Source organism: Alteromonas sp. S167 (assembly GCF_036864375.1).
GTDB lineage: Bacteria > Pseudomonadota > Gammaproteobacteria > Enterobacterales > Alteromonadaceae > Alteromonas.
This window is the reverse complement of record NZ_JAZETR010000002.1, coordinates 482,715-500,669: the sequence shown is the minus strand read 5'-3', so window position 1 is coordinate 500,669 and position 17,955 is coordinate 482,715. Positions and strand designations below refer to the sequence as shown.

Sequence of the window (17,955 nt, the reverse complement as noted above, 5' to 3'; positions counted from 1 at the left end):
AAGAAGCTGCTATGTGTTTATGCATTATTCAGCTTCTTTTCTATGTTGTTTTTTGAATAAAGAATATGGCGTCGCATTAGCATTTCAGCCAGTTCTTCGTCGCGATTGGCAATGGCGTTTACGATGTGTCGGTGTTCGTCAAACGCAGTGCTAACGCGTGGACCTGCCATACCTAATTGCACGCGGTACATACGCACTAGATGATAAAGCCCGTCAACGAGCACACTGATAAGGTGATCGTTTTTACTGCCAGTTACAATTCGGTAGTGAAAGTCTACATCGCCGGCTTCTTGATAATAGCTATGGCTGTCTTTTACTTTGTCGAAGTGGCTGTCTAACAGTGCTTGCATATCTGCAATCTCTTCGTCAGTCATATACCTGGCGGCCAATCGCGCGGCCATACCTTCTAACGCTTCGCGTACTTGATATAGCTGAATTAGACCTTCGGGTGACAGCGCCACTACGCGTGCGCCCACGTTTGCCTTGCGCTCCACTAAATGACAGGTGGCAAGGCGATTGATTGCTTCCCGAATGACGGCGCGGCTTACTTCGTACTTTGTCGACAATTCCATTTCGCTAAGCTTACTGCCAGCGGGGATTATGCCCTCAACGATATCCTTTCTAAGTTTGAAAAAGGTTTTGTCGGCATTGGTAATGGCTTGTTCGTTATTTGAAAGCACGTCGTCTCGGCCGTTAATTATTAATGTCGACAATATAGGCTTTATTGTTGGTTAACTCAAGTGATCTTGGCTTTATTGTCGACAAAATGCGTTTTTGAGAAGATTAATGCAGGAAAAATTTTGTTTGTGCTTTCAAACTTCCTTTGGTCTAACTACACGTGCGCAGAAATAGAAGGAATATGTGTTTTGTCCGAAGATTTACTGAAGAGTACATGAGTTCAAAAATTGTCCGATTGGTCAGTGGTGGTTTTTTGTGGTTTGAATAGGAGGTGAATTGCATGATTTGAAGTTAAGTAATTAATATTGTTGATTAATTTTTGCTTTTTGGAGGTGTTGTTAATAACGTGTAAAATCTAACCAATTAGTCTAAATATGCAATATTTTTTTAGTGAAAGTGCAATATTTCACTTTCCAAAAAAGAAACATATCGGTATTATGCCCGCCCAGTCTTCAAGCCTAAACTCTACTACTGAGAAATTGAGGGCTGGTAAAGGTCGCTTCCAATTTTAAGAGAAGCAAAATGAAAGTAAGTCTGTAATTTATCATTACAACTTACTTTTTTATTGCCTGAAATCAGCACATAGTACACATGCTACACCTCAAATAATTCCCCAGGTTTAGGTTGCAAAAGCTCCACAGAAGAGCTTGAAGCAATAAGCAAACAGATTAAATACCTAACACTCAAGCAAAGGGGTTACACCATGAAAACCAATACTGACGTGTCTAAGACACTTGCCAGTAAGCTTTCGCCTGTCGCACTTGCAGTAGCGATGACCGTTCCAGCTCTAACTAATGTTGCCATTGCACAAGAAGCTGAAGCAACAGAAGAGCAAAAGTTCGAAGCTATTACCGTTACCGCGACAAAACGCCCTCAAGTAATTTATGAAGTGCCAATTGCCCTAAGTGCATTTGACGGTGACAAACTAGCAGAACAAGGTATTACTGACCTAACAGATGTGGGTAAGTTTGTACCAAACCTTAACGTTACCGGTTTCTCTGCAGGTCACACGTCGTCAGTTAACCCGTTCATTCGTGGTATCGGTCTTCAAGACCACCTTATTACTACTGACCCAGGCGTGAGTGTTTACGTTGATGGTGTATACCTAGGCCGCCAAGTTGGTCAAAACTGGAGCCTAAATAACATCGAGCGTATCGAAGTACTTCGTGGTCCACAGGGTACACTTTACGGTCGTAACTCAATTGGTGGTGCAATTAACATCATCACTAAAGAGCCAGATCAAGGCGACGTAACTAAAGTAAATACTGAATTCGGCACTCGTGGTCGCGTTAAAGCTGACCTTTTCGTAAACCACGGTTTGTCTGATGAGCTTGCGTTCAACATGAACTTATCTTTCAACAAGCGCGACGGCCTTGGCGAGTTCATCAACGTACCAAATGCAGAATACGATGTTGGTGAGACTGAAGATATCTCTGGTCGCGTATCAGTAAAATGGGAGCCATCAAACGACTTCCGCATGGTACTTACTGCTGACGCAAACAACGGTGACGGCGGTCTTCGCCCTTACACAGTACTTATTGACGAAGTGGGTTCTGCACGTTACTTCGGTGGCGGCAACGGCTTAGGCGTTGAGCTACGCAACTCTGACGTTATCCCAGAAGGTTTCGACCGTTACGACAACGCAACGGGAACAGAAGCAGTAACTAGCGTATCAAACGAAGCACGTGGTCTTTCACTTACTACTGAGTGGGATATCAATGAAGATTACACTGCTAAAGTAGTGGCAAGCCAGCGTACATCTAAGTACAAAGCGGGTCTTGATGATGATGGTACAATCTTCTCGCTAGACCAGTTCCCAGAGCGCGGCGAAGCAGATCAAACCTCTGTTGAGCTTCAGCTTAATGGTTACATCAACGAGTATACTGACTTTGTTGCAGGTCTTTACTACTTCAACGAAGAAGGTAGCAACCGTCAGGGCGAAGACTCTAACTTCGACGGTGGTCCAAACCTACTTCAACTTGACCAAGAAACTACGTCAAAAGCGGCATACGTAAACGTACGTCACGACTTTAACGACGAGCTTAGCGTGTCTGGTGGTCTTCGTTACACAGAAGATGAAAAAGATGCATCTGCAAACGTATTTGGCCCACTTGGTACTATTTTCGACTCAAACGATTGGGACGAAGTAACATGGGAAGTAGCAACAAACTACACGTTTGAAAATGGCATGACAGGTTACGCGACTATTCAGTCTGGCTATCAGTCTGGTCAGTACCCAGCGCGCCCTTACTGCCTAATTGGCCAGTTCTTCGGTGCAGGTGGCTTTGATGATATCGATGCAGCACGAGCAGCAGTTCGTGCAAACAACTGTTTCACAGCGTCTGACAACATCACGGCAATTAACTACGAAGTGGGTCTAAAAGGCCGCGTAAACGAATACGTAGACGTAAGTATTGCCGTATTTAACACTGAGTTTGAAGACCTGCCTTACCAAGTAAGCCGCGTAAGCGAAAATGGTTTCGACACAGCAAACTTAGTGGTTGAGCAAACGTCTCGTGGTGTTGAACTAGATACTACGTTTAACTACGGTAACTTCAGCATGATGACCAGCATTGGTTACATGGACGTTGACGTAGAAGAGCAAGCAGGCTTTAGCCCTGTTGCGCCATTAACGCCAGACCTAACGCTAGCTATTGGTCCTCAGTATACATTTGAACTTGACGGTGGTGACTCAATCCGCGTACGTGCAGATTACTCATACCGCTCTGAAATGTACGGCGAGCCAACATCTGCGCCAGAGCGTAATACTGAACTTGATAGCCGTGAGCTAGTGAACTTTGATATTGCGTACACGCCAGCTAACGATGCTTACACCGTAGCGCTATACGGTCGTAACATCTTTGATGAGCGTTACGACAACGCACGTTTGAACACGGGCGACTACGTTCTTCAAATTCTTAGCAACGATGCCAGCGAATTTGGTGTGAGATTCTCAACTGAGTTCTAAGTCGTTAAGTTATTGAAATAATTAAAAAGCCGGTTCACTGTAACCGGCTTTTTTTTGTCTGTTTACCTTGTTTTATAATAAGAATTAGCATAGCTTTAGTAAAAAGAATTTCAAAAACTAGGTACCCATGAAACACTTTCTCGCGCTTAAAACAGCAATCGTCTTACGCTTAGTCGCTTTGATTTTCGCGTGTTTATCGCTTTCTGCATGCTATGTCATTGTCGACATGGACGGTGATACAGGAAGTAATGAAAGCGTAGGCGATGACGATGCGTTTTTGTCTGAAAGTACTATGGGAAGTCGTTGCTCTTATAGCGACTCAGGAAATTTCGGAACATGTCCGATAGCAGGTGTTGAATCGGTCGGTTCAATGTGTACATGCCCTTCTCCTGAAGGACAAATGACGGGTACAGTAGTTAGATAGTGTGATGGAGCAGTAAAATGGGATTGTTTACGGGCTTTAAAAAAGCAAGGTTGGAAAAAAAGTTCATTAAAAACGAATGGGTCATTATTCAGTCGATACCATTTACACAGTTTGAGCAGCTTATTGTTGAACATGTTGACGATGGCTGGGAAATTGAAGACGACTATCTCCGTCTTCAAGCCGATACGCCATTGTGGCAATGCATTTTGAAAAAGGGAACAAGCATATTAACCTGCGTGTGGTCTTCGAAAGTGCAAGGGCAAGTATACGGGCCAGAAAGAGTATTGAACGATCTTGCTAAAACTCTCAACTTGGAAGCCGCCAATACCATCGACAAGGTTTGGTTTTAAGTCAATAAAGCCTTACAACCAACCTTTTTGTCTAGCAATCCTTGCCGCATCGATACGATTAGTTGCGTCTAATTTTGAAATAGCCTCTGATATATAATTTCTCACCGTTCCTTCAGACAAGAACAGCGATTTGGCGATGTCGTGAGTTTTATGGCCTTCCGATGCCAATTTAAGTGCTGCCATTTCTTTTGACGACAGAGGGTTATTGTCGTCTAGCGCCATGATAGCAAGCTCAGGGGAAATCACCTTCTCACCTTTAACCACTTTTCGAATAGCAGCAATAAGGTAGTCGCTATCAGACTCTTTAAGTACAAACCCTTTCACACCAGCATTTAATGCGCGTTTTATATACCCTGGCTTTGCAAATGTTGTCATAAGCATTATATGACTACTAAGCTCTTTCTCGGCAGCGTAATTGGCGATATCAAGCCCCGACGCAAACGGCATTTCAATATCGCTAAGGATTACGTCTGGAGCGCTGTTGGTACTAAGATAGCTTATAGCTTCACGTCCATTGCTACACTTATCCACAACGCTGAAGTCGTCTTCAAGCGAAAGCAGCATGGCTATGGCATCTCGAACAAGTGACTGGTCTTCAGCAATAAGAATGGAAGGCATAACAACGTCCTTTTTGAATAAATGAGTTAAGTTATTGGCAAAGACACTTCGCAACTAAATGCCGCGTTACTATCACATTGAAACTTTAAGCTAGCGCTTATTAATTCAGCTCGCTCACGAATACCGGTTAGGCCATTACCCTCTTTGAGTTTCTTTGCGTTAACCTTGCTTTGAGGGCCTTCTGCGCTATTGTGGCCGCTACTAATGCTATCTGCCCCAAAGTCGCAATAGCGCATAACCACGTTTTTATCATGGCAAGTAACTTCAAGCTTTACATTCTTGCCGTGTGAGTGACGCAGCGTGTTCGTGGTTAGTTCTTTTAAAATTAGTGCTAACTGTGTTTCCTGCGCTGAAGTAAGCAGTGTTTCAACGTTATTCGATATTGAAGAGGTTACGTTAAACTGGTTTTCTTCTAGCAATGCTACGTTTTTGGTAATGTCTTGCTGTAGTGACAGGTGCTTAATATTCGACACCGCATGACGAATATCACTTAATAGAGCTTGAGAAAGTTGGGCAAGGGCTTTTACCTCTTGCTGAGCGAGTTCTACCTGGTCTTTGCTGAGCAGTTTATCTGCAAGCTGTGCTTTAAGTGCTATCGAGCTTAAAGCATGGCCTGCTACGTCGTGAAGATCCCGACCAATTCGCTCTCTTTCCGCAATAGCCGATAATACGCTCATCGACTCTGCATGTTTTGTTTCTTTAAGCTGATAAAGCGTTTCTTTGCGCTCCATGGCGCCAAACCCAAACAACACAATGCTATTTATTGTCGCCGCTAACAAATAAAATCCTTCACCTTTGAATACAAAGTATTGCAGCAGTGCAAGCGAGGTGGCTATTCCTGCAATAAATACAACGCCTTTTTTTAGGCTGTAGTAATAGCCAATAATAAAGCCCACAAAGCCGAAAATAATGGCGCCACCAGGATTTTGAAAGCTGGTAGCATAGCCCAAAATTAGCAAGGCAGATAAATAGTAAGGTAGTGCGTGAAGCGACTGATTTATGGCGCGAATATACAGCGTTACAAATAAGCCATAGCACAGTAATTGAGTTGCTAACGTGCTTAAAGGCAAGGGCAGCGACAGCAAAATAGGCACAAAAAAGAACAGTGAGAAAAACAAGCTGCTGTATGACCAGCGCTTCTTTCTGCCACTGGCAAGCAATGGCATAACGGTATAACTTTCTGCTGCTACATTATTTTTTAACACCGTTATTTCGTCCTTACTGAAATACAACGGCCGACTTGCTTGTGATAAGCAAAGTGCCTGAAATAATTAATATAATACCCAGCACGGCATAGATGTCGAATGTTTGTTTCCAAAATACAACCGATGCGGCGGTAATAAGTGCAATGCCCATTCCTGACCAAATTGCGTAGGCTACGCCTATTCCCATGTGCTTAAGTACATAGGCGAATAGCATGCCTGATATGGCGTAAAACACTATGGCACCGTACCCGAATGCCCACTTCTCCCAACCGTTAGACGCTTTTAGCAACATGGTGGCGGTAACTTCCGTGATTATAGCAACAGTAAGAATAATGTATGTCATGTTAAGGTTCGCTCTTGGGCTATTTTGAAAAGGTGGTTAGCTGTTGATAGCTGTCTTGTTTTACGTGTGTAGTTAAAGGGTTTTGTAACGCTGCTCTAGCGCATAAAGTGATACAACGTATACTGCAACAATGACCGAACTTATGGCTTCAACGCGCGCATCAGGGAATAGGTACCAAGCAGCTACAATTAACACGGTGCGACTAATGGTATGAAAATAGCCAACCCAGTGCTGAATAGCCCACGATAGCGGCATCCACATTAGTCCTGCCAAAATGCCGATGGAAAGAGGTACAGTGGTGTGGTCGATAGCGGCGACAGGGAGAGCAATGGCGAAAACCATCAGGCTCATAATCAGCCCTACAAAAAACAAACGGTCGAAGCTGGTAATCACTTTGTCTTTTGCAAAAAAGCGTTCACCTGTTAAATAAGACAATCCCGCGCCCAAATAGAAGATAGCGCCAGTGCCAATGTAAAGCATCCAAGTGATAACGAGTTCCGAGACAAATGGCGCCGTTAAGCCTATGAACGCCCACACTAAGGTGCCTGCCAGCGGCATTGCAATAAACCTATTTTGTTTAAAAAGAGCGCGTTCTTGTTCTAGCGTAAGTGTTTCGGTAGGTGACGCAGATTGTGCGTTGTGTGAAAAGCGTTGCTCGTTAACGTTTTGCTCAGTGATTTTCTGTTCAAGGATTTTTTGTTCTGTCAGTTTTTGGTCAATAACGTGTGCCATGGTTCTTTCCTTTGCTTGCTTGCGTTTAAATAAGTAAGTATGAAAAGTATGGCTTGTGAAGTGCATTAGGTGTAGTCACAAAGGTCATGACTTTTACATGACAATTGTCACTAAAGGGGTGGGTTAACCAAACTGCTTATGTCTTTTGGGATTTGCGCTTATTCAGAACGCTAATGCCGTCTTCTTTGCTAAGTAACACACTGTCGTAGATGCTTACAAAAGCGACGAAAGCCATAAACCACATACACAGTGCAAATGTAGTCAAATCTGGTGATGACGGTTGTTGATTTAAAATTAATGTGGCTACTGCAATAGAAAGTGCTGAAAGCGTAATGCCTAAGCCTCTATTCATTTGCATTAAAATAGCGCTGAGTGTGTTTGCATCACGCATTTTGCTTGCGGGCACATCGGCAAATGCAATGGTATTCAGCAACGTTAAATGCATAGAGCGCGTTAACCCGTTGAAAAATAAAATGACGGCGATAATGGTAGACGATGTGTTTTGCGATATAAGAGCCAGCGCCACAAAGCCTAACGCTATCAGCATACCATTAGCGATTAACACACGTTTAAAGCCAAACGTGTTCATTATCCATGTGGTTGCTGGCTTTATTGCTAAATTTCCGGCAAATAACCATAACAAAACCGTGCCTGCTTCTACAGGAGAATAACCAAGGCCCAGCTGCAGCATAAGGGGAACAAGAAAAGGGGCGCTACCTAATGCAATACGTACTATTGAACCGCCGTAGACTGAAAGCTTAAAGGTGTTGTACTGCATGGCCTCAAATGAAAATAGCGGTTCGGGCGTTCTTTTTATATGTGCTATGGCTAACAGCATAAGTGAAAAGCCAATGCCAATAACGACGCTGGCATACAGGGCCTTTTCAGTTGCACTGGCAAGAAACTCAATGCCAGCCATAAACAAAGCAAACCCAATGCCGGTTAATAAAAAGCCTTTTAGATCAAATTTACTTACCGGGTTTTTACTATTTCTAAGAAGGTAAAGCGTGGCGACAATGGCCACTATTCCAAGCGGAATGTTCATGTAGAAAATCCATTGCCACGATAAATGTGTGGCAATGTAACCGCCTAGTACTGGGCCTATCAGCGGAGCACTTAAAGCAGGCCAGGTTATAATGGCCACGGTACTGACTAACTTTTCTTTTGGTAAGTCACGTAGTACCACTAACCGCCCTACAGGTACCATCATAGCACCGCCAATTCCCTGCAAAATACGCGCAAAAGTAAATTCGAAAAGGCTAGTGCTTAAGCCACACAAGACCGATGCCAGAGTAAATACCGCGATAGCGGCAATGAATATAGTACGCGCACCAAAGCGGTCGGCTACATAGCCACTTAGGGGAATAAACAGTGTAACGGCAACGAGGTAAGCCGATACCCCAATAGAAAGGTGCGCGGCAGGAACATTAAAGTCGGCTGCAATAACGGGCAACGCAGTAGTAATTATCGTAGCGTCAAGAATTTCCATAAAGAGCGCCCCTGCAACAAGAAGCGCAGTGGCAAACTCTCTATTGAATAATTTCAAAGGCTCGAACTACGCGGGCAACACCGGTGACGTTACGCGCAATGTCTACCGCAGCAGTTGCTTCAAGGTTTGATAAACGTCCCATCAAAAACACTTCTGAATCTTGAACTACCACCTTAACTTGAAGTGCAGGTACACGATCATCAGCCACAATTTTTGCGCGCACCTTCGAGGCTAGCCAAATATCGTTTGCTTGCGTACCTGCGCCAATTGGTTGGGCAATGCGTATTTGATTGTGAATTTTCTTTAGGTATGCCACTTCCTGAGCGCGATTAACCGCTTCGTCAAGCAATGCTTGTGAAGGTGCTTGGCCAGTCAGTAAGGCAACGCCGTTATAAACATCAACTTGCAAGTTAGCTTGTTCTTTTAACGCGTCGCTTTTTGACCATTGATAGGCCACTGCACTGTCGGCGTTTTGATCGTCAAGCTGTGTACCTACAGTTCGTCTGTCATTGGCCACTTTTGCTGCCATTGCTCCGGCGGCACCAACGGCAACTACGCAGCCTTGAAGTGTAACTACGGCAGCTAATAGAAGACCCATTAATGTTGTTTTTCTAGCGCTTATTGTCATCGTGGTTTTAATAACTCGTTATTTTTAATTCTCGTTACATTTATAGCATTCGCGACGTTCAAACTATTCGTCGCCATGATCCGCAGGAAATAAGCTATCGTCGATACATTCACATAAGTTGTGAGTAACCAATAAATGCACCTCTTGAATTCTAGCGGTGCGATTTGAAGGCACGCGAATTTCCACATCGTGTTCGCTTAAAAAGCCAGCCATTTCGCCACCGTCTTTTCCGGTTAGCGCTACTATAGTCATGTCTCGAGAAAGCGCCGCTTCCATTGCCGCAATAACGTTTCTTGAATTACCACTCGTTGAAATAGCCAGCAGAATATCGCCTGGCTGCCCTAAGGCACGCACTTGCTTGGCAAAAATTTCATCAAAGCTGTAGTCGTTAGCAATGGAGGTAAGTGTTGATGTATCAGTACTTAGCGCAATAGCTGGCAAGCTTGGTCGGTCTCGCTCATAACGGTTAAGCATGTTTGACGCATAGTGTTGCGCAATGCTGGCAGAGCCGCCATTACCACAGCTTAATACTTTGTTGCCGCGAATTAATGCGTCAACCATCATGTAAGCGGCCTTCTCTATATGTTCTGGCAGAATTTCTGTAGCCGCTATTTTGGTTTGAATGCTCTCAGTAAAGTTCGCTTTTATTTGTTCTATCATGCGATATCTCTTAGTTTTCGCTATCAGATGCTGTGCGTTATTGAAGCGTGCGGAAGAACTCTACAAGGTTTCTTGCTTCGTCTTCTACTTTAAAGTTTTGCACAACATGCTCTCTTCCCGCTTTACCCATTGCAGCAAGTTTATCCATGTCTGAAAGCAGCAAGTCCACCTTTTCCGTCACAGCCTTCTGATTTTTGGTGGGCACTATGTAGCCGTCAACGCCGGGTCTAATAATGTCTTCCCATGCACCTGCTTGCGTGGCCAACACGGCAGCACCAGCGCTCATGGCTTCTGGAACAGTAAGTCCAAACCCTTCGTTGTAACTCAATGCACTTACCAGTGAAAGTGCGCTAAAAATTTTGGGAATTTGCTCGAAAGGTAATTCACCGGTAAATATGATGCGTTCTGCAAGGCCTGCGCGGTTAACTTTATCTTTTAGCTGGTTAACGAACTCCTGATTACTAGAGGAAATCGCGCCAACAACCACAGCGTTCACATCGGGATATTTGGGAAGAACCTCAATACAGGCTTCAACAAAAAGGTGAACGCCTTTTTGCTCTCTTACTCGCCCTAAAATACCTATGCCGTACTTACCACCATAGCCTAGGCTTTGCCATGCTTCTTGCTTGTTTTCAGCTGGTAGGTAGTTTTTAGTTTGTACGCCGTGCAGATTTATTTTGGCGGGTGGCTTGTTTAAGAATGATGCTGAGCGATTGCTCATAGCAATAACAGCATCCATTCGATTGCTTAACCAAACGGTAAAGCCCGAGCGTTTTCGCTGTGCTGCAGAGCTAAATACAAGCTTTATCTTGGCACCAAATAGATATTTTAGAATAACACCTTGAATCATCTCATCCACACGGCGGGCATGGAAAATACGCCATTTACCGCTGCTAAGCGGCTTTCTACACATTTTCACCACATCCCAAAAAGAAATGACTAGTGAAGGATCTGGAACAAAGTGCTTGCCCATTATTCGCAAATTCATCATGTCTTTTTGTATAGACGTCACTTGCAGCATAGTGGAAGTAACACCAGAGAAGTTTGAGTTTGAATTGCCTACTATTAGCTCAACTTCTTCGCTGCTAGGTAAATTGTTGTTTGGGTGACTCATTGTTTGTGGGAACCTAAGCTATCATCTTCCGATGATAAGTTGTAAATCATAAGATAAAGCGCCAAAAAGTGCTTCTATTAATGCTGAAGCAGTTTACTAGAATATCTGAACGCTACATTCCAATGTACTTTTACGTATTTTAGCCAACGTTTTTTAGCCATTGAAGCTCGTTGCCGTTTATTGCGACTACATCAATTCGCAGAGAGGTCGTCGTCGAATTTACGCTATTATCTAACAAATAGTATTCAAACGCAGCCCGAATTCGCTGTAGTTTTTTCGCCGTAACAAATTCGACAGCGCTGCCATAGTTATTTTGCTTGCGATATTTAACTTCAACGCAAACTATGGTGCTGCCATCTTGCATGACTAAATCTAGTTCGCCGCCACGCGTTCTAAAGTTACGACAATGCAATGTAAGACCTTGTTCCAATAGAAAGTCGCATGCTTTGTCTTCCGCTGCATTCCCTTGCAGTATAGACATGTATTTTACTCCATTAGCATCTGTACTTCTTCATTGCGAATAATGGCTTGAGGCTGTTTTCTTATTACTTCACCTTTGTTATTAACAGAAAGCGTTCCTGTTAAACCGTCGTGAGTTAAGTAGCTCAGCGTATTTAGCGTGCCCAATTTAGGTAGCAGCTGGTAGGCGTCGTAGCCAAATGCAAAAAGTCTTTTTTGCATTGTGTTTTGATTGTCTAAGGCAGTGGCCACTTCTTCAGCCAGTTTTTGCCACGGGTGTGTAGGCATTAACCACGGCATATCAATAAAGTGCACGTTCTGTAAGTCTCGCCATTGATTCTTGCCGCTGTCATATTCTATCGAGCGTGACGTGGCATACACGGGCACTAATTTATCGTCATACGGATTAAGGCTTGCCTCAATAATTGGGTTTAGCAGTTCGGTATCTTGTGGTGATGCAAAAGCCACAATGGCGTCGATATCTCTTCTACTGCGCGGTAGGTTATACACTTCATCATTGGTCATGTATTCAATTTGGTTTATGCGCGCATTGCTTTGAGCCACATCAAGCGCTTGAGTAATGCCTTCTCTAAGCGAGTTGCTATCATTGAATACTACAGATGTTATGTTTGCACGTTGTTTGTTTTCAATACTGTTTAACGCTTTCCAGTGTGCTTTAAAAGTACTGTCCATACGCTGATATAAACTACTTTGCGCCGCTATCACTATTGGCGCTCGATACCCTTTATTGAAAATGAACTCGGCAAGTTGACGTGCTTCATCTTCAGGCGCCAAACCAAAATAATTTAACGACGTTGTGTTTACTAATGCTTCAAGCTGTTCACTTCCGTCATACAGCGCCGACTCTGAAAGTGAATTATTTTTTGAAGTATTACTTTCATTTACCCCAGTGTTACTGCCATTACTATTGGTTTGTAACTTATTAGTATTGAGACTTTCTTCTTCGTCAGGCCTATTTAAAGCCAACATGTTCACACCAAAAGGAAGCGCAGGCGTAAGCTGTTCCACGGTTTCTTTTAGCAGAGGGCCGATAATAAATTTGGTGTCACCAATTTGCTCTACCAGCGTTTCAACACTGGTTTCATTAGTGTCGATAAAACGAAGGCGTGGCTGATCTCTTTCGTTAGAACGCTGCTCTATATCTTGATAGTAGGCGGCCATAATACCGTTTTTTACCACGCTGCCTGTTCGGCCAAGTCGGCCTGATAAAGGCAGTAATACGGCTACGTCAGTGGCCTCGATGTTAGTTACTTGAGTTGCTTCTACTACTTCTTTTGGCAGATGCTGGCTAAGCACATGACCTCGATATACTTGGGTAAACTGACCTAAATTATTTGCCAGAATACGAGGGGTTGATGCGTACTGATGGGTAAGTTCTCGCAGCGTTACAAAAGGCGCAAGCGCAGTATAGCGTTCGCTTATACTTTTTAACTCGTCATTAGGTACGGTTGAAAGCCAAGACCACACCTTTTGTACTTTTTCTTCTTCGGGCAAATCGGTATTTAAAACACTGTTCGCTGCAGCGGCGAAGTCGCCTTTTCTGGTATAAAACTGAGTATAGAGATTTGCTACCAGTGCTTGATTAGTCGCATCTACCGAGACCTTATCAACGAAAGCCAGCAGCTGATCTGCCGATGTGCCTTTTTCGTTGGCATAAACCTGCGCCATTAAAAGCGCATAGTCAGATTGGTTGGCTGTTGGAATGCCGTCTTGCTTTATTTCAAATAAAACTTGCTGTGCAAGGATAGGCTGCTGGTTGTTGAAATAAAGCTGAGCCGCTTCTAAAAGTAGTGCGTTACGTTTAGTTTTGTCGCGTGACTGCTGCCAGATCTGTTTGGCTTCTAGCAGCTTGCGCTCTGGTGTTACATCTTCTTTTACTACCACTACTTCAGCAGGCTGTGTTGTTGCAACAGGCCGCGATGATTGTTTGGCAGTACTTCCGCAACCGAGCATTACTAGCGCAATGGCTGATAGTGTAAATATTTTTCCAGCATGTCCAATGTAACGCACAGTTTCATTCCTTTTACATCAAAGTGGGTCAAGTTTATCGCAACCAGTGTGAAAATCTACGTTTGCAAGCATAATCTGGACTAACGGCGTGGTATACTTGTCGCATATTTTTGATTTTAATACTGTCCTTTTAAGTACCCGTTGTATTGGATGTACTTATTAGAACGTGTTTAAACGAGTGCACAATACCTAATGACTGACATCGCAACCCTTTATATAGTTCCAACGCCTATCGGTAACTTAGACGACATCAGCGCTAGAGCGATTGAAGTATTGCGCGAGGTCAGCTGGATAGCGGCTGAAGATACGCGCCATAGCGCAAGGCTTTTACAGCATTTTAGCATTGGCACAAAAACGCTGTCGCTTCACGAGCATAACGAAGATAAAAGGGCTTCAATGTTGTGCGAAAAGCTCAAAAACGGAGAGGCGGTGGCTTTAATTAGCGATGCGGGTACACCGTTAATTAGCGACCCGGGCTTTATATTAGTTCGACGCTGCCGTGAACAGGGTATTCCAGTTAGTGCACTACCAGGGCCATGTGCCGCTATTACGGCGTTAAGCGCATCTGGACTACCTACCGATAAATTTATTTTCGAGGGCTTCTTGCCGGTAAAAATGCAGGCAAGAGAAAACGCGCTTTCTGCGTTGCTTGATAGAACCTTTACGACTGTTTTCTACGAGGCGCCAAGACGTATTCTGGATACCGTAAGCGATATTCAAAAGGTGTTAGGCGAGCGTCAACTTGTTATTGCTAAAGAACTAACGAAAACGTTTGAAACCTACGTGAGCGGCACGGCGCAAGACGTAATCGATTACTTGCAGGCTGATGCTGCACATCAAAAAGGCGAGTTTGTAGTAATGATTGGGCCGGCTCAAGTCAGTGAGCAGGCAATACCCAGTGAAGCTATGAACTTACTGCATACCCTATGTGAATATATGCCGTTAAAAAAAGCGGCCGCAGTGGTAGCGAGTCATTACGATTTGAAGAAAAACGCGCTTTATCAGGCGGGCCTAGACTCTAAGGAATAGGCTCTAAGGAATAGGCCCTAAGGAATAGACTCGAAGGAATAAATTCCAAGAGCAAAAAAATAAGAAATTAGCTTTAGCGCTAACAGGCTTTAACAGACACAAAAAACCGCCTTTACGGCGGTTTTCTTTTAACCAAAAGTGCTTACGAAAGACGACCTTTGAAGTCTTCGTAGGTAAATTCTCTTACTACTTCAAACTCGCCATTACTGCGTAAAATACCAATAGCAGGGTGTTCAACACCGTTAAAGAATGTGGTTTTCACCATGGTGTAGTGCATCATGTCTTCAAACTGTAAACGATCGCCAGCTTTAAGCGGTGTATCAAACGAGTAGGTGTCGATTACATCGCCGGCTAAACATGAGTTACCGCCCAATTTTACATTGTATGCTTTCTCGTCGGGCATGCCCGCATTAAGCACAGTGGGGCGGTAGGGCATTTCCAGCACATCAGGCATATGTGCTGTGGCGGAAATGTCTAAAATTGCAATATCACCTTCGTTATTTACTACATCAACCACTTCGCAAATAAGCGGCCCGGTTTGCCAAGCCACAGCAGAACCCGGTTCTAAGATTACGTCTAAGTGCGGGTAGCGTGTTTTAAAGTCTTTCAAAGTGGCAATAAGGTGATCAACGTCATAGCCTTCGCGGGTCATCAAGTGCCCCCCGCCCAGGTTTAGCCACTTAAGTTGGCCTAGCCATTTACCGAAACGCGCTTCAATCGCTTTTAGCGTGCGTTCTGTGGCAAAAGAGTCGCATTCACACAGGTTATGGCAGTGAAAGCCTTCAATACCCTCTAAATCAACACCTTCAAGATCGCTTGCTCTTATGCCCAAACGAGAGCCAGGTGCAGCAGGGTCGTATAGCGGCGTATCTGCTTCCTGGTGTTCAGGGTTAATACGCAGCCCTAAGCTTACGTTACTCAGCGCTTCACGATGTGCATGCCATTGAGAAATACTGTTAAACGACAGATGATTTACCAGCGTTGATAACTCCTGTGCGTCAGCTTTCTTGTAGGCGGGTGAATAGGCGTGTACTTCTTTGCCCATCTCTGCAGCGAGTTTGGCCTCCCACACCGAGCTTGCCGTGGCACCGTGTAGATATTGCTTGATGATGTCGAAGCAAGACCACATTGAAAAGCCTTTTAGAGCAAGAATAATACGCGCGCCTGACTGGTCTTGAACGCGTTTCATTAGTTCTAAATTACGGATTAGTTTTGCTTCTTCCAATACATAGCACGGTGAAGGAATATCAGTGCGTAGTGTTAAATCGGTCAATGCAGTAAAGCTCCAAGTAAAGTGTGTTGATAAACGCAATAATAGGGTGTGTTAAAGCGTTACACCAGTGTACTAAATAAAGAAAAAGGGCGCAGAATTAACGCGCCCGTAGTTTCATGTTTATAAGGGCTAGCCTTATTTAGTGAAAGGGCTGCTTTCACATTCAAGCACGTGCCAAGGAAGGCCGTGTTCGTTCAGCATGTCCATGAATGGATCTGGATCGAACTGCTCCATGTTCCAAACACCTGCTTCTTTCCATGTGCCGTTAAGCATAAGCGCCGCGCCAATCATTGCCGGTACACCTGTAGTATAAGATACCGCCTGTGCGCCTACTTCTTCGTTACACTTAGCATGGTCACAGTTGTTGTAAATAAAGATAGTTTTCTCTTTGCCATCTTTAATACCTGTGATGTAGGTACCGATACAGGTCATACCGCTATAACCTTCTGCAAGTGAACCTGGGTTAGGAAGTACCGCTTTCAAAAACTCTAGTGGTACTACTTGCTGGCCTTGGAATTCAACCGGCTCAATGCTGGTCATGCCAATGCCTTCAAGCACGCGTAAATGGTTTAGGTATGCATCGCCAAATGTCATCCAAAAACGTGCGCGCTTAAGGGTTGGGAAGTGTTTTACCAACGACTCTAGCTCTTCGTGGAACATCAGGTAAGACGCACGTACACCGATGTTTTGGTAATCTAAGTCTTCACGAACGCTAAGTGGATCGGTTTCTTTCCACTCACCATTTTCCCAGAATCGACCGCGCTGTGTAATTTCACGAATGTTGATTTCAGGGTTGAAGTTAGTTGCAAATGCCTGACCATGGTCACCGCCATTACAGTCAACGATATCAAGGTAGTGAATTTCGTCGAAGTAATGTTTCGCTGCATAAGCGGTATACACGTTTGTTACACCCGGATCGAAGCCGCTACCAAGAAGCGCCATAATGCCTGCATCTTTGAATTTGTCTTGGTACGCCCACTGCCACGAATATTCAAATTTCGCTTCGTCTTTTGGCTCGTAGTTAGCGGTGTCTAGGTAATCAGTGTTGGTTGCCAAGCACGCGTCCATAATTGGAAGGTCTTGGTAAGGCAACGCTAGGTTAATTACTAGGTCTGGTTTTACTTCGTTAATTAATGCTTCAACTTCTTTTGCGTTATCAGCGTCAAGTGCAAACACGCCTTTCACGCGGTCTTTACCTACTTCTTTTTGAAGCGCTTCACACTTAGAAACCGTGCGGCTTGCAAGGAAAATTTCGTCGAAATGCTGAGGTAAACGTGCACATTTTTTCACGGTTACCGACGCAACACCGCCAGCACCAATAATTAAAACGCGAGACATAATCACTAATCCCTAATTTTGCTAATGAATTTTGGGCTGAATGCTAGCAGACCAAACTGATTTGGCAAGCAAAGACCGTCTGTAGCAGCACAAAAAATTTTAATCGTAACCAATAAATTCGGCGCTGCAGTAGTCTTGCTACCAAGCGTTAAGCGTGTGTTATCGCGTTACCGCGTCAAATGGAGGAGATATCACCACTTTGCCATCTACACGATAGTACGGGTATAGCAGAAGACGTTCCTCATTATTTGGCATTGTCATCGCTATAGCAATGGCATCTAGTGTTTTGCTGTTCTGTGTATTTACGGTAGCTGCATACACCAGAATACTGAAGCTGCTGGTGTCGGTTGTTGTGTCAATAATGCGCCATTGTAGCTGTTCAATAAGCTGCGATTCTGACTTTTTGCTAGTGGTCTCATCGCTAAAAATGCAGCCGACGCGGCCATTTTCATGTACCGCTGCAAAAGGGTAGAATACATCGCTAATGGGCAGCATTAATTCGCAAAGTTGGAGTGCTTTAGATACAAGCTCGTTCAAGGGCGTTGGCAGTGTCACTGGTTTATCTGTCATGGTGTCAGTCCTATGAGTTAGCCTTGCTTCGTTAACACATATTTCT

General features: G+C 44.1%; 18 protein-coding genes. 4 read left to right on the top strand and 14 right to left on the bottom strand.

The genetic code is table 11. The annotated features are described in order from the left end of the window. Nucleotides 1-17: 17 nt before the first annotated feature. Nucleotides 18-680, bottom strand: coding sequence for a GntR family transcriptional regulator (locus tag V7R35_RS05450; protein WP_334013812.1), 663 nt, complete (start codon nucleotides 678-680; stop codon nucleotides 18-20). Nucleotides 681-1,381: 701 nt separating this feature from the next. Here V7R35_RS05450 and V7R35_RS05445 point away from each other — a divergent pair. The 3 genes from V7R35_RS05445 to V7R35_RS05435 all read left to right on the top strand — a co-directional run bounded on the left by V7R35_RS05445 (nucleotide 1,382) and on the right by V7R35_RS05435 (nucleotide 4,420). Then, a complete protein-coding gene (locus tag V7R35_RS05445) occupies nucleotides 1,382-3,646 on the top strand; it encodes a TonB-dependent receptor (protein ID WP_334013701.1) in 2,265 nt (754 codons plus the stop codon). A gap of 127 nt (nucleotides 3,647-3,773) precedes the next feature. Beyond that, nucleotides 3,774-4,070: a hypothetical protein gene (locus V7R35_RS05440; protein WP_334013700.1), complete on the top strand. Its 297-nt coding sequence runs from the start codon at nucleotides 3,774-3,776 to the stop codon at nucleotides 4,068-4,070. Between the two features lie 17 nt (nucleotides 4,071-4,087). Then, complete coding sequence (locus V7R35_RS05435; protein WP_334013699.1) at nucleotides 4,088-4,420, top strand: hypothetical protein; 333 nt, start codon at nucleotides 4,088-4,090, stop codon at nucleotides 4,418-4,420. 12 nt (nucleotides 4,421-4,432) lie between these two features. Here the strand turns inward: V7R35_RS05435 and V7R35_RS05430 are convergent, their stop codons facing one another. The 10 genes from V7R35_RS05430 to V7R35_RS05385 all read right to left on the bottom strand — a co-directional run bounded on the left by V7R35_RS05430 (nucleotide 4,433) and on the right by V7R35_RS05385 (nucleotide 13,699). Then, complete coding sequence (locus V7R35_RS05430) at nucleotides 4,433-5,038, bottom strand: response regulator transcription factor (protein ID WP_334013698.1); 606 nt, start codon at nucleotides 5,036-5,038, stop codon at nucleotides 4,433-4,435. 26 nt (nucleotides 5,039-5,064) lie between these two features. Then, a complete protein-coding gene (locus V7R35_RS05425; RefSeq protein ID WP_334013697.1) occupies nucleotides 5,065-6,243 on the bottom strand; it encodes a sensor histidine kinase in 1,179 nt (392 codons plus the stop codon). Nucleotides 6,244-6,256: 13 nt separating this feature from the next. Further along, a complete protein-coding gene (locus V7R35_RS05420; RefSeq protein ID WP_334013696.1) occupies nucleotides 6,257-6,586 on the bottom strand; it encodes a DMT family transporter in 330 nt (109 codons plus the stop codon). A 72-nt stretch (nucleotides 6,587-6,658) separates the two neighbouring features. After that, nucleotides 6,659-7,318, bottom strand: coding sequence for a DUF7010 family protein (locus tag V7R35_RS05415; RefSeq protein ID WP_334013695.1), 660 nt, complete (start codon nucleotides 7,316-7,318; stop codon nucleotides 6,659-6,661). A 136-nt stretch (nucleotides 7,319-7,454) separates the two neighbouring features. After that, entirely contained in the window at nucleotides 7,455-8,864 is a 1,410-nt protein-coding gene (locus tag V7R35_RS05410; RefSeq protein WP_334013694.1) for an MFS transporter, read from the bottom strand. Continuing rightward, nucleotides 8,848-9,435, bottom strand: a complete 588-nt coding sequence (locus V7R35_RS05405; RefSeq protein WP_334013693.1) for a BON domain-containing protein — start codon at nucleotides 9,433-9,435, stop codon at nucleotides 8,848-8,850. Before V7R35_RS05405 ends, V7R35_RS05410 begins: the two co-directional genes overlap by 17 nt. Nucleotides 9,436-9,498: 63 nt before the next feature. After that, nucleotides 9,499-10,095, bottom strand: a complete 597-nt coding sequence (locus tag V7R35_RS05400) for a phosphoheptose isomerase (protein ID WP_334013692.1) — start codon at nucleotides 10,093-10,095, stop codon at nucleotides 9,499-9,501. 37 nt (nucleotides 10,096-10,132) lie between these two features. Then, nucleotides 10,133-11,209: a glycosyltransferase family 4 protein gene (locus tag V7R35_RS05395; RefSeq protein ID WP_334013691.1), complete on the bottom strand. Its 1,077-nt coding sequence runs from the start codon at nucleotides 11,207-11,209 to the stop codon at nucleotides 10,133-10,135. A gap of 139 nt (nucleotides 11,210-11,348) precedes the next feature. After that, nucleotides 11,349-11,690, bottom strand: coding sequence for a YraN family protein (locus V7R35_RS05390; protein WP_334013690.1), 342 nt, complete (start codon nucleotides 11,688-11,690; stop codon nucleotides 11,349-11,351). 5 nt (nucleotides 11,691-11,695) lie between these two features. Beyond that, a complete protein-coding gene (locus V7R35_RS05385; protein ID WP_334013689.1) occupies nucleotides 11,696-13,699 on the bottom strand; it encodes a penicillin-binding protein activator in 2,004 nt (667 codons plus the stop codon). A 192-nt stretch (nucleotides 13,700-13,891) separates the two neighbouring features. Here V7R35_RS05385 and rsmI point away from each other — a divergent pair, with 192 nt between their 5' ends. Beyond that, nucleotides 13,892-14,728 (top strand): 16S rRNA (cytidine(1402)-2'-O)-methyltransferase, encoded by an 837-nt coding sequence (rsmI, locus tag V7R35_RS05380; protein WP_334013687.1) that lies wholly within the window; start codon nucleotides 13,892-13,894, stop codon nucleotides 14,726-14,728. A gap of 142 nt (nucleotides 14,729-14,870) precedes the next feature. Here the strand turns inward: rsmI and nspC are convergent, their stop codons facing one another. The 3 genes from nspC to V7R35_RS05365 all read right to left on the bottom strand — a co-directional run bounded on the left by nspC (nucleotide 14,871) and on the right by V7R35_RS05365 (nucleotide 17,909). Next, on the bottom strand, nucleotides 14,871-16,001 hold the full coding sequence (gene nspC, locus V7R35_RS05375; RefSeq protein ID WP_334013686.1) for a carboxynorspermidine decarboxylase: 1,131 nt from the start codon (nucleotides 15,999-16,001) through the stop codon (nucleotides 14,871-14,873). A 135-nt stretch (nucleotides 16,002-16,136) separates the two neighbouring features. After that, complete coding sequence (locus V7R35_RS05370) at nucleotides 16,137-17,339, bottom strand: saccharopine dehydrogenase family protein (RefSeq protein ID WP_334013685.1); 1,203 nt, start codon at nucleotides 17,337-17,339, stop codon at nucleotides 16,137-16,139. Between the two features lie 159 nt (nucleotides 17,340-17,498). After that, entirely contained in the window at nucleotides 17,499-17,909 is a 411-nt protein-coding gene (locus tag V7R35_RS05365; RefSeq protein WP_334013684.1) for a hypothetical protein, read from the bottom strand. Between the last annotated feature and the right edge of the window lie 46 nt (nucleotides 17,910-17,955).

Bases quoted from the DNA above. Each gene is read 5' to 3' on its own strand.
- V7R35_RS05405 (WP_334013693.1), bottom strand. From the start codon at position 9,435: ATGACAATAAGCGCTAGAAAAACAACATTAATGGGTCTTCTATTAGCT.
- V7R35_RS05395 (WP_334013691.1), bottom strand. From the start codon at position 11,209: ATGAGTCACCCAAACAACAATTTACCTAGCAGCGAAGAAGTTGAGCTA.
- V7R35_RS05440 (WP_334013700.1), top strand. From the start codon at position 3,774: ATGAAACACTTTCTCGCGCTTAAAACAGCAATCGTCTTACGCTTAGTC.
- rsmI (WP_334013687.1), top strand. From the start codon at position 13,892: ATGACTGACATCGCAACCCTTTATATAGTTCCAACGCCTATCGGTAAC.
- V7R35_RS05370 (WP_334013685.1), bottom strand. From the start codon at position 17,339: ATGTCTCGCGTTTTAATTATTGGTGCTGGCGGTGTTGCGTCGGTAACC.
- V7R35_RS05435 (WP_334013699.1), top strand. From the start codon at position 4,088: ATGGGATTGTTTACGGGCTTTAAAAAAGCAAGGTTGGAAAAAAAGTTC.
- V7R35_RS05415 (WP_334013695.1), bottom strand. From the start codon at position 7,318: ATGGCACACGTTATTGACCAAAAACTGACAGAACAAAAAATCCTTGAA.
- V7R35_RS05420 (WP_334013696.1), bottom strand. From the start codon at position 6,586: ATGACATACATTATTCTTACTGTTGCTATAATCACGGAAGTTACCGCC.
- V7R35_RS05400 (WP_334013692.1), bottom strand. From the start codon at position 10,095: ATGATAGAACAAATAAAAGCGAACTTTACTGAGAGCATTCAAACCAAA.
- V7R35_RS05445 (WP_334013701.1), top strand. From the start codon at position 1,382: ATGAAAACCAATACTGACGTGTCTAAGACACTTGCCAGTAAGCTTTCG.
- V7R35_RS05365 (WP_334013684.1), bottom strand. From the start codon at position 17,909: ATGACAGATAAACCAGTGACACTGCCAACGCCCTTGAACGAGCTTGTA.
- V7R35_RS05430 (WP_334013698.1), bottom strand. From the start codon at position 5,038: ATGCCTTCCATTCTTATTGCTGAAGACCAGTCACTTGTTCGAGATGCC.
- V7R35_RS05390 (WP_334013690.1), bottom strand. From the start codon at position 11,690: ATGTCTATACTGCAAGGGAATGCAGCGGAAGACAAAGCATGCGACTTT.